General features: G+C 68.4%; 11 protein-coding genes. 7 read left to right on the top strand and 4 right to left on the bottom strand.

Going from position 1 to position 9,932, the window contains the following annotated elements; translation table 11 throughout:
• The coding region (locus RTM68_RS14350) for a DUF2510 domain-containing protein (RefSeq protein WP_312172113.1) at positions 1-529 on the bottom strand (529 nt) is incomplete at its 3' end.
• 139 nt (positions 530-668) lie between these two features.
• Here RTM68_RS14350 and ftsE point away from each other — a divergent pair.
• The 3 genes from ftsE (at position 669) to smpB (ending at position 3,217) form a co-directional block, all read left to right on the top strand.
• Positions 669-1,727, top strand: coding sequence for a cell division ATP-binding protein FtsE (gene ftsE / locus RTM68_RS14345; protein ID WP_312172110.1), 1,059 nt, complete (start codon positions 669-671; stop codon positions 1,725-1,727).
• Positions 1,724-2,638: a permease-like cell division protein FtsX gene (gene ftsX, locus RTM68_RS14340; protein WP_312172107.1), complete on the top strand. Its 915-nt coding sequence runs from the start codon at positions 1,724-1,726 to the stop codon at positions 2,636-2,638. Before ftsE ends, ftsX begins: the two co-directional genes overlap by 4 nt.
• Positions 2,639-2,740: 102 nt before the next feature.
• A complete protein-coding gene (gene smpB, locus RTM68_RS14335; RefSeq protein WP_056312202.1) occupies positions 2,741-3,217 on the top strand; it encodes an SsrA-binding protein SmpB in 477 nt (158 codons plus the stop codon).
• Here the strand turns inward: smpB and RTM68_RS14330 are convergent, their stop codons facing one another.
• Both RTM68_RS14330 and lexA read right to left on the bottom strand, forming a co-directional pair.
• Entirely contained in the window at positions 3,218-5,080 is a 1,863-nt protein-coding gene (locus RTM68_RS14330) for a prolyl oligopeptidase family serine peptidase (RefSeq protein WP_312172103.1), read from the bottom strand. It lies immediately after the preceding gene.
• Positions 5,081-5,182: 102 nt separating this feature from the next.
• Positions 5,183-5,869: a transcriptional repressor LexA gene (gene lexA, locus RTM68_RS14325; RefSeq protein WP_312172101.1), complete on the bottom strand. Its 687-nt coding sequence runs from the start codon at positions 5,867-5,869 to the stop codon at positions 5,183-5,185.
• A 280-nt stretch (positions 5,870-6,149) separates the two neighbouring features.
• Between lexA and RTM68_RS14320 the strand changes: the two genes are divergently transcribed.
• The 4 genes from RTM68_RS14320 (at position 6,150) to hisH (ending at position 8,933) form a co-directional block, all read left to right on the top strand.
• Positions 6,150-6,512, top strand: a complete 363-nt coding sequence (locus RTM68_RS14320; protein WP_312172098.1) for a LysM peptidoglycan-binding domain-containing protein — start codon at positions 6,150-6,152, stop codon at positions 6,510-6,512.
• 74 nt (positions 6,513-6,586) lie between these two features.
• Positions 6,587-7,681 carry a histidinol-phosphate transaminase gene (locus RTM68_RS14315; protein ID WP_312172095.1) on the top strand — a complete coding sequence of 365 codons (1,095 nt, stop codon included), beginning with the start codon at positions 6,587-6,589 and terminating at the stop codon, positions 7,679-7,681.
• On the top strand, positions 7,678-8,295 hold the full coding sequence (gene hisB / locus RTM68_RS14310) for an imidazoleglycerol-phosphate dehydratase HisB (protein ID WP_194765507.1): 618 nt from the start codon (positions 7,678-7,680) through the stop codon (positions 8,293-8,295). Before RTM68_RS14315 ends, hisB begins: the two co-directional genes overlap by 4 nt.
• Entirely contained in the window at positions 8,292-8,933 is a 642-nt protein-coding gene (gene hisH, locus RTM68_RS14305; protein WP_312172092.1) for an imidazole glycerol phosphate synthase subunit HisH, read from the top strand. Before hisB ends, hisH begins: the two co-directional genes overlap by 4 nt.
• Positions 8,934-8,989: 56 nt before the next feature.
• On the opposite strand, the gene RTM68_RS14300 is transcribed toward hisH, so the two are convergent.
• On the bottom strand, positions 8,990-9,932 hold a 943-nt coding region (locus RTM68_RS14300; protein ID WP_312172090.1), incomplete at its 5' end, for an AAA family ATPase.

Below are 9,932 nucleotides of genomic sequence, written 5' to 3'. Positions count from 1 at the left end.
CGCCCGGGTAGCTCGGGGCGGCGCCGGGGTACGTCGGTGCGGCATCCGGGTAGGCGGGAGCGGCGTTGGGGGCGGTCGGAGCGGCGCCGGGGTACCCGGATGCATCGCCACCCGACGGGGTCGCGTACGGCGGGATCTCCCCGGCAGACGGGGCAGGCGAACCGCCGTGATCGCCCTCGGCCGGCGACGACGTGGAGGAGTCGCTCCATGTGCCGCCGCCTTCGACCGCTGCGACGGAATGCAGGGAGTCACCCGTCTCGATCGAGGCTGGCGATTCGCCGGTACCGGGAGCGCCGTCGGCGGCCGAGTGCTCGGCAGCTACGGGCGCCTCGGTTGCCGGGGTCTCGAATGCGGGGACCTCGGATGCGGGGGCCTCGGATGCCGCGGTCTCCGGGGCGGGGCTCGCGGGCGTGGAAGTCTCGGTCGCCGGAGTCTCGACGACGGGCGCGACGTGCTCCGTCCACTGCTCGCCATCCCACCAGCGCTGCCGGCCAGATCCATCGTCATACCAACCTGCAGGCGTGGTCATCGCATCCCCCTCGGAGTCGTCGTCCACGCTGGGGCGTGGATCCGCACCTCCATGTATAGCAGTGGGGTGTGACACGGAAGCGGACGGCGGGGGTGTCGCTCGCAACCAGGGGATTCGGCGCGCTTAGGCTCGTAAAGCCATGATTCGGTTCGAGAACGTCACGAAACGCTATCGCGGGACCTCCAGGCCCGCACTGTCCGGCGTCGACTTCGAGGTCCAGCGCGGGGAGTTCGTCTTCCTCGTCGGGGCGTCGGGGTCGGGGAAGTCGTCATGTCTGCGACTCATCCTCCGCGAGGACGTGCCGACCACCGGCCGCGTCGCCGTGCTCGGCCGCGACCTCAGGTCGCTGGCGAACCGCAAGGTGCCCTACTTCCGCCGTCACATCGGCTCGGTGTTCCAGGACTTCCGTCTTCTGCCGTCGAAGACGGTCTACCAGAACGTGGCCTTCACCCTGCAGGTGACCGGCTCATCGCGCGGCTTCATCCAGCAGGCCGTTCCCGAGGCACTCGCTCTCGTGGGGCTCGACGGCAAACAGAAGCGCATGCCGCACGAGCTCTCGGGCGGCGAGCAGCAGCGCGTCGCGATCGCGCGTGCGCTCGTCAATCGCCCTCAGGTTCTCCTCGCGGATGAGCCCACGGGCAACCTTGACCCGGCGACATCGGTCGACATCATGCAGTTGCTCGCCCGCATCAACGCCGGCGGGACGACGGTGCTCATGGCGACCCACGAGGCGGGTTTCGTCGACCAGATGCAGCGACGCGTGATCGAGCTCCGCGACGGCGAGATGGTGCGCGACGAGGTGCACGGCGGCTACGGCGACACCTCCAACATCCCGCGTCTCGCGCCCGAAGAGGTGCGTGGCGCCGCCGCGGCTGCCGCGCTCACTGCCGTGCAGGAGGTGCAGCGGCAGACCGCCGACCTCTCGGTGGTGCGTGCGGCCCTCGCCGAGGAACTCACTGCGCAGCGCAGGGCGGAGTCGACGGCGGCCGATGCGGTGCCGACGGCATCCGAGACTCCCGAGGCTCAAGCCGCACCGATCGAGCCGCAGGTCGATGAGGTGCCGGTCGTGGCGCCCGCGGCGGCCGCCCCCCGAACGCATCCGATCGTGCTCCCCGAGGTCGACGTCGCCGAGCTGGGAGTCGCCGATCGTCTCGGCCTCTCGGACGACGGCAAAGAGGAAGTGGGGCCGACCTCATGAGAATCGGTCTGATCCTCACCGAAGCCCTGGTCGGGCTTCGACGCAACATCTCCATGGTCATCTCGGTCGTGCTCGTGACCTTCGTGTCGTTGACGTTCGTCGGCGCCGCGATCTTGATGCAGGCTCAGATCGGGACCATGCGCGGCTACTGGACCGAGCGCGCGCAGGTGGCCGTGTACATGTGCTCCGACATCTCGGAATCGCCGACCTGCATCGACGGCGGCGCCTCCGAAGACCAGGTGAACGCGGTGCGCGGTCAACTCGAAGGCGAAGCGCTCGCTCCGCTCATCAGCGAGGTGACCTTCGACTCGAAGGAGGACACCTACGCGAAGCTCGTCGATCAGCTCGGCGAGGATCAGGCGAACCTGATCACCGCGGACCAGGCCTTCGAGGTCTTCTTCGTCACCATGAAGGACCCCGGTCAGTCCCAGGTGATCTCCGAAGCCTTCAACGGCGTCGCGGGAGTCGAGCAGGTCCAGGACCAGCTCCAGTATCTCGAGCCGTTGTTCTCCGCTTTGACGGTCGCGACGTACATCGCCGTCGGAATCGCCGTGCTGATGTTGATCGCCGCGATCCTGTTGATCGGCACGACCATCCGGCTCTCCGCGTACGCGCGGCGCAAGGAGATCGGCATCATGCGTCTGGTGGGCGCATCGAACAGGTTCATCCAGACGCCGTTCGTGCTCGAGGGCGTCTTCGCTGCTTTCCTCGGATCCGTGCTCGCGAGTGCCGCGGTCGTCGCGGGAGTGCACTTCGGCGTCGAAGGTTACCTGCGAGGACGTGTGCCGTTCATCACCACCTGGATCTCGATGAATGACGCGGCGCTCGTCGTTCCCGTGCTGATCGGCATCGGTGTGGTGCTCGCCGCGCTCTCGGCCGGCTTCGCGATCCGTCGATGGCTGCGTACCTGACCCGACCGCCGATGGCGCGCGGCATCGGTATAGACTGACAGGCTGTCGTGTGCCCGTCGCCGGGCTCCGGAACCACTCCACGACACGGATCAGGAGAGAATCATGCCCAGGGAACGCGGGGAGAAGGTCATCGCGACCAATCGTCGCGCACGTCACGACTACAACATCGAGAAGTCGTACGAGGCGGGGATGGTGCTCACCGGCACCGAGGTGAAGTCGCTGCGCCAGGGGCGCGCGAACCTCAGCGACGGGTACGCGTTCGTCAAGGGGAACGAGGTGTTCCTCGATTCGGTGCACATCCCGGAGTACTCGCAGGGGCACTGGACGAATCACTCCGCGAAGCGCATCCGCAAACTGCTGCTGCACCGCGAGGAGATCGCGAAGCTGCAGCATGCGGTGTCCGCGGGCGGCTACACCCTGATCCCGCTCAAGCTCTACTTCTCCGACGGTCGGGCCAAGGTCGAGATCGCTCTCGCCAAGGGAAAGCGCGAGTTCGACAAGCGCCAGACGCTGCGCGAACGTCAGGACACGCGCGAGGCCGAGCGTGCGATGCGCCTGCGTAACCGCACCGGAGACTGATCAGAACGACGGCGTGAAGCCGAACACGCGCCCGAGGAACGCGAGCTCGCGTTCGAGAGCGTCGACGATGGTCTCCGCAGAGCGGAAGCCGTGGCCCTCGCTCGGGTAGAGGACGTACTCGTGATCGACGCCGCGGGCGGCGAGGGCGTCACGGATCGCCTCCGACTGGGATGCGGGAACCACGCGGTCGGCTCCGCCCTGCATCAGAAGCACCGGAACATCGATACGGGCGGCGTGCGTGAGTGGTGAGCGCTCCACGTACAGCGCCTCGGCGTCCGGCAGAGGCCCGACGAGGCCGTCGATGTACGAGGCCTCGAAGTCATGGGAGTGCTCGACGAGCATCCGCAGGTCGGCGACGCCGTATCGGCTGATGCCGGCGGCGAACGTGCCGCCCCGCACGAGCGCGGACAGCACCGTCCACCCACCGGCGGATCCGCCGCGGATCGCGATCCGTGCCGGGTCTGCCAGCCCTCTGTCGGCGAGGCCGCGTGCGGCGGCGATCACATCGTCGACGTCCACCACGCCCCACTCACCGTCGAGGCGTTCGCGGTATGCGCGGCCGTATCCGGTCGAGCCTCCGTAGTTCACATCGAGGACCCCGATGCCGCGGCTGGTGTAGAACGCGATCGCCGACGAGACGGCGCCGGTCACGTGCGCCGTGGGGCCTCCGTGCACGAGGACGATGTACGGAGGCGACTCGTCACCAGGGGGAGTGACCTCGGGGTTCGCCGGCGCGTAGACGAAAGCGTGCACGGGGCCGCGCACGCCGTCGACCACGATCTCGGACGCCGGCGGCATCCACTCCGGGTCAGCGGGTTCGCCGCCCGTCACGACCTCGACGTCGTGGGTGTCGACATCGACGCTCCAGACCCCGGGCGAGCCGGTCGAGCTGTTGCCGGAGAGCAGCACACGGGTTCCGGACACATCGTCGACGCTCACGTGCCCGTCCGCCGGGAGATCGAGCCTGCGCGCGCCACCGTCGGCGTCGATCACGACGACCTGATCCCGGCCCTCGGTGCGGACAGCGACGATCCGGCCGTCGTCGAGTCGTCGATACCAGCGGTTGCCGAGCACCCAGAGGCCGTACCCGGTGTCGCCGTCGTCGGTCTCGGCGACCGGCTCGGCCGCACGGATCGGGGAGATGCCCTGCAGCGCCTGGCGACGCAGCACCCATCGCCCCGAGGGGTCGTCGGCGTAGAGGAGCTCATCGTCGCCGCTCCACTCCGGCTGCAGCGCGGCTCGCGTCGGCAGGATGCTCGTACTGGTCCCGTCCGAGACGGCGAGGCTCGCGTGCTGCCACGGCATCCGATCGCCGTGCCATTGCACCCAGGCCATGCGGATGCCGTCGTCGGACAGCGCGGGATGGGCATAGAAGTGCGGACCCGCGACGACGACGCGAAGCTCTGACGGGTCGTCTGCGGCCGACCCGTCGAGCGGGATCTCGACGATCCCTCGGGTGTGCGGCGCGGTCGTGAGGTCCTCGTACACCGCGAACAATCGCCCGGCACTGAGACGCAGTCCGCCGTATGCCGGTCCTGCCGGAGTCAGCGCGACGGCGGGTCCGCCGCGCGGCATCCGCCGGACTCGCTGGTCTCCGGCGTCGACGAAGTACAGCGTGCCATCGGCGGCTGCCGTCCAGGCGCCACCCCCGTACTCGTGCACTCGTGATCGCGCACTCCACGGCCCGGGCAGGACCTCCGCTCCCGCGGAGCTGCGAACGGTCACCCGCCCGCCCTCGGCGGGGACGGACTCGCCCCACCAGATCTCGTCGCCGACGAAGGCGGCGCCGTCGATCCGCGGTGAGGAGGCGGCGACGGACGTCGGAGAGAACGGCGAGGTCCACGAACCGAAGGATGACGACATGCATCGAGCCTATGGGGAAGGACGATGACGTCGACCTGCACCCAGCGGCGTTCGGTCGTCGAGGTGTCGGTGCGATCCCGGGGCGCGTCGGCGCGGAGGGACTCAGACGGCGCGCAGCACGGCGACGATCTTGCCGAGGATCACGGCCTCGTCACCCAGGATCGGCTCGAAGGCCGAGTTGCGAGGCAGCAGCCAGGTGTGACCGTCGCGACGGCGCAGGACCTTGACGGTCGCCTCGCCGTCGAGCATGGCGGCCACGATCTCGCCGTTCTCCGCGCTGCCCTGCGAACGTACGACCACCCAGTCGCCGTCGCAGATCGCGGCGTCGATCATCGACTCACCCGACACCTTGAGCATGAAGAGGTCGCCCTTGCCGACGAGCTGGCGGGGGAGCGGGAAGATCTCCTCGACCTGCTGGTCGGCGGTGATCGGCACTCCGGCCGCGATCCGACCGACGAGGGGGACGAGCGCGGCATCTCCGACCGGTGTCGCGACGTCGGCGGGATTCTCGCCGCTGGTGCCGGGAAGGTCGATCAGCACCTCCATCGCACGGGTCTTGCCCGGGTCGCGTCGCAGGTATCCGCTCAGTTCGAGCTGACCCAGCTGATGGGTGACGCTCGACAGCGACTTGAGTCCCACCGCGTCGCCGATCTCGCGCATGCTCGGCGGGTAGCCGTATCGGCTGATCGAGGTCTGGATGACCTCGAGGATGGCCATCTGCTTGGGGCTCAGGCTCTTCCGGCGACGAGTGCGCGGAGCCTCGGACTCGGTGGCGGCGTTGTCGCTCATGATGCTCCTCAGGTGTGGACCCGGCGTCTCGGTTCGAATGTCGGTGGCCCGTGGTGGGGTGTTCCTATCGAAACCGTATCCGAGAAAAGCGCCGATGGGGAATATCTGTTCGAGCGTGTCGGTTGATTCGCGGAGCAGGTTTCGAAGAAGTCTTGACAGATGTTCGAATTCGAAGATACCTTCGGAACGTAGCTTCGCATTCTCGGCTCCCGGCCGAGTCGTGGATGCGAACGCTACGCCAACTTCACCGCCCACAGCGGAAGCAGCAGAGGAGCACGACATGAGCACCATCACCTTCAGCACCGCAGCGATCGTCCCGGCAGTCCCGGCGACGCGCCTTCGGCTGACGGCGCGCGGTCGCCGTGTCGTCCTTGCTCTCGCAGCCGTTCCGCTCGCAGCGGGCATCGCTTTCGGCGCCCTCAGCGGTGGCAGCGCGATGGCGTCGAACGACCAGGCGGCGACGGTGTCGTTCGAGACCGTGACCGTGATGCCCGGAGACACTCTGTGGTCGATCGCCGAGGGTATCGCCCCGCAGGCGGACCCGCGCGATGTGATCGGAGAGATCACGCGTCTCAATGCCCTGCAGGGTGGCGCGCTGCAGATCGGCCAGGAGCTGGCCATTCCCGCCCAGTTCTCGGAGTGACGTCACCAGGACCGATGCTTTCGCAGCGCATTCCTTCGTCACGCTGAGCGACCGTCTTCGCCACTCGGCCTACCATGGGAAGGGTGACTGCTTCACTCGCTGACCTCCCACTCCGTGACGACCTTCGCGGACTCACTCCGTATGGCGCTCCGCAGGCTCCGCTTCCGATCGCGCTGAACGTCAACGAGAACACGCATCCGGTGCCGGATGCCGTGGCGAGCGACATCCTCGATGACATCGCCGTGGCGCTGCGAGACGTCAACCGCTATCCGGATCGTGAGTTCACGACACTGCGCGAGGGTTTCGCCCGGTACCTCGGTCACGGTCTCGAGCCGGAACAGATCTGGGCGGGCAACGGCTCGAATGAGGTGTTGCAGCACATCCTGCAGGCGTTCGGCGGTCCCGGCCGCACGGCATTCGGCTTCGCGCCGACGTATTCGATGTACCCGCTGATCGCGCAGGGGACCGGTGCGCGCTGGGTCGCGGGGACGCGTCAGCCGGACTACACGATCACGCCGGATGAGGCGGCGGCGCAGGTCGCTGCGGCGGATCCGGACGTCATCCTGCTCTGCTCCCCGAACAACCCGACCGGCACCCCGATGGGACTCGACGTCGTAGAGGCGGTCTACGAGGCCGCCCGCGGGATCGTGATCGTGGACGAGGCGTATCAGGAGTTCGCGCCGCGCGATGCCCCCTCGGCGCTGACCCTGCTGGCGGGGCGGCCACGTCTCGCCGTGTCGCGCACCATGAGCAAGGCCTTCGCCTTCGCGGGAGCTCGCGTCGGCTACCTCGCCGCGGACCCTGCGTTCATCGACGCACTGCGTCTCGTCCGTCTGCCGTACCACCTCAGTGCGCTCACGCAGGCGGCTGCGGTCGCCGCACTGCGCAACGCCGACGTCATGCTCGGCATGGTCGACGAGATCGTCGAGCAGCGGGATCGCATCACGGCGACTCTCGAAGCGCTCGGCTACACACCGCACGAGTCGTGGTCGAACTTCGTCCTCTTCGGAGGTGTCTCCGACCCGAAGCTCGTGTGGCAGAAGCTGTACGACCGCGGAGTGCTGGTCCGCGACGTCGGCATCCCGGGCCACCTGCGGGTCACGGCGGGCACCGAGGCCGAGACCACGGCGTTCCTCGACGCCCTCGCCTCGATAGGATCGGCTTCATGAGCAGCGCCACCCACACCCCGCGCACCGCCTCCCGCGTGCGCAGCACGTCGGAGTCCACCGTCGAGCTCGAGGTGAACCTCGATGGCACCGGCGCGAGCCACATCGACACCTCGGTGCCGTTCTTCGACCACATGCTGACGGCGTTCGCGAAGCACTCGCTCACCGATCTCACCGTCCGTGCGTCCGGTGATACCCAGATCGACGCGCACCACACGGTGGAGGACATCTCGATCGTCCTCGGACAGGCCATCCGTGAGGCTCTCGGTGACAAGTCGGGCATCTCGCGCTACGGCGACGCACTGGTGCCGCTCGATGAAGCTCTCGCGCAGGCGGTGGTCGACATCTCGGGGCGTCCGTATCTCGTGCACACCGGCGAACCCGAGGGCTTCGAGTACCACCTCATCGGCGGCCATTTCACGGGTGCGCTCGTGCGTCACTCGTTCGAGGCGATCACGTTCAACGCGGGGCTCACCGTGCACGTGCGGGTGCTGGGCGGGCGTGACCCGCACCACATCGCCGAGGCGGAGTACAAGGCCTTCGCGCGTGCGTTCCGGCAGGCCAAGGCGCTCGATCCGCTGGTCGACGGCATCCCGTCGACCAAGGGTGCGCTGTGAGCGGGGCCCCCAAGGTCGCCGTCTTCGACTACGAATCCGGGAACGTCCACTCCGCGGTCAAGGCGCTCGTCGCGGCGGGTGCGGATGCCGTGCTCACCCGTGACCGCACCGAGGCGCTCGAGGCCGACGGCCTCGTCGTCCCGGGGGTGGGCGCGTTCCAGGCCGTCCGCGATGCCCTCCACGCGCACGGCGGCGATGAGATCATCGATCGCCGCCTCGCCGGCGGGCGCCCGGTGCTCGGCATCTGCGTCGGCATGCAGGTCCTCTTCACCCACGGCGTCGAGCGCGGTCACGACACCGAGGGGCTCGCTGAGTGGCCCGGCGCCGTCACCGAGCTCAACGCTCCGGTGCTTCCCCACATGGGCTGGAACACGGTCGAGCCCGGTGCCGATTCGGTGCTGTTCCGAGGAATCGAGAACGAGCGGTTCTACTTCGTGCACTCCTACGCCGCGCAGTCCTGGGAGCTCGACGTCATTCCGCCGTTCCCCCAGCCTGTACTGACGTGGACCACGTATGGCGACCCCTTCCTCGCTGCCGTCGAGAACGGGCCGCTCTCGGCGACGCAGTTCCATCCCGAGAAGTCGGGTGAAGCCGGCATCCAGCTGCTGCGCAACTGGGTCGACAGCCTTCGCGGGTGACCCGAACGGTCGACACCGACCGTGTCGACCGTGAGCGGCTGTGCGCTCGCTGCGCGTCAGAAGCCGCGTGCGACTGCCGCGGCGGCCGACAACCACGCCCGCTGCGTCGGCTCCGCGAGCGCGCGCAGTCGAAGGTGCCCGTCGACCATCTCGTGGTCGAACGGAATGCGCACGACCTCGCGCGCCAGCGACCTGTATCCGGCCACGACGCTGTCGACGTCGGCGGATGACGCCTTCGGGTCGGCCTGACTGACGACCACCACAGACTCCTGTGCCAGTCGCGCCGAACGCTCGTCCCGGTCTTCGAGCGCCTCCAGCAGCAGGGCCCCGGCCTCGGCGTGATCGTCGCGCGTCGTCGTGGCGACGACGATCTGATCGGCGCGGTCGATCATCCGCAGCCACATCGGGTCGGACTCGTCGTTGCCTGAGTCGATGATGATCAGACGGTAGAACTTCGCCGCGACCGAGTGGATCGCATCGACGTCTGTCGGGCTCAGGCGATTCTCGTGCGCGAGCCGGATGGGCTTCGAGCGCAGGACGTCGTACTTCTCCTGAGGTTGGTGATGAACGAAATGGGCGAGATCGGCCGACTGCCCCTGCGCCCCGAGCAGACGCTGTGTCTGCGGCAGCAGTTCGAGCAGGGTGCGATCATGGGCGCCGGTCTCGGTGCGCCATCCCAGTGTGCCCCGCGTCTGGTTGTTGTCCCACGCGAGGACGCCCGCGCCGCCGTACTGTGCGAAGACCGCCGAGAGCAGCACCGTCGCGGGCGTCTTGCCCGCTCCACCCTTGCCGTTGACGACGGCGACCGTGCGTGGACCCGGCCAGTGCATGCTCACCGCGTGCTCATCGTCGCGGATGGCGCGCTCTCGTGCGTTCGGGCCGAGCGAGAACCCCACACGGTTGAGGAATCCTCGACCGCCGCGACGCGCCGGCTCTTCTCGACGCTCCTGCTGAAGGAATGACGGTCGCTCGACGCCCTGTTCGCGCTGCGAACGTCGC

This window comes from Microbacterium sp. (genome assembly GCF_031988965.1).
Classification (GTDB): domain Bacteria; phylum Actinomycetota; class Actinomycetes; order Actinomycetales; family Microbacteriaceae; genus Microbacterium.
This window is presented reverse-complemented; position numbering and strand designations above follow the sequence as displayed.

What these genes read in the sequence shown, in the direction of transcription:
- ftsE (WP_312172110.1), top strand. Translation starts at nt 669, where the DNA reads ATGATTCGGTTCGAGAACGTCACGAAACGCTATCGCGGGACCTCCAGG.
- ftsX (WP_312172107.1), top strand. Translation starts at nt 1,724, where the DNA reads ATGAGAATCGGTCTGATCCTCACCGAAGCCCTGGTCGGGCTTCGACGC.
- smpB (WP_056312202.1), top strand. Translation starts at nt 2,741, where the DNA reads ATGCCCAGGGAACGCGGGGAGAAGGTCATCGCGACCAATCGTCGCGCA.
- RTM68_RS14330 (WP_312172103.1), bottom strand. Translation starts at nt 5,080, where the DNA reads ATGTCGTCATCCTTCGGTTCGTGGACCTCGCCGTTCTCTCCGACGTCC.
- lexA (WP_312172101.1), bottom strand. Translation starts at nt 5,869, where the DNA reads ATGAGCGACAACGCCGCCACCGAGTCCGAGGCTCCGCGCACTCGTCGC.
- RTM68_RS14320 (WP_312172098.1), top strand. Translation starts at nt 6,150, where the DNA reads ATGAGCACCATCACCTTCAGCACCGCAGCGATCGTCCCGGCAGTCCCG.
- RTM68_RS14315 (WP_312172095.1), top strand. Translation starts at nt 6,587, where the DNA reads ATGGGAAGGGTGACTGCTTCACTCGCTGACCTCCCACTCCGTGACGAC.
- hisB (WP_194765507.1), top strand. Translation starts at nt 7,678, where the DNA reads ATGAGCAGCGCCACCCACACCCCGCGCACCGCCTCCCGCGTGCGCAGC.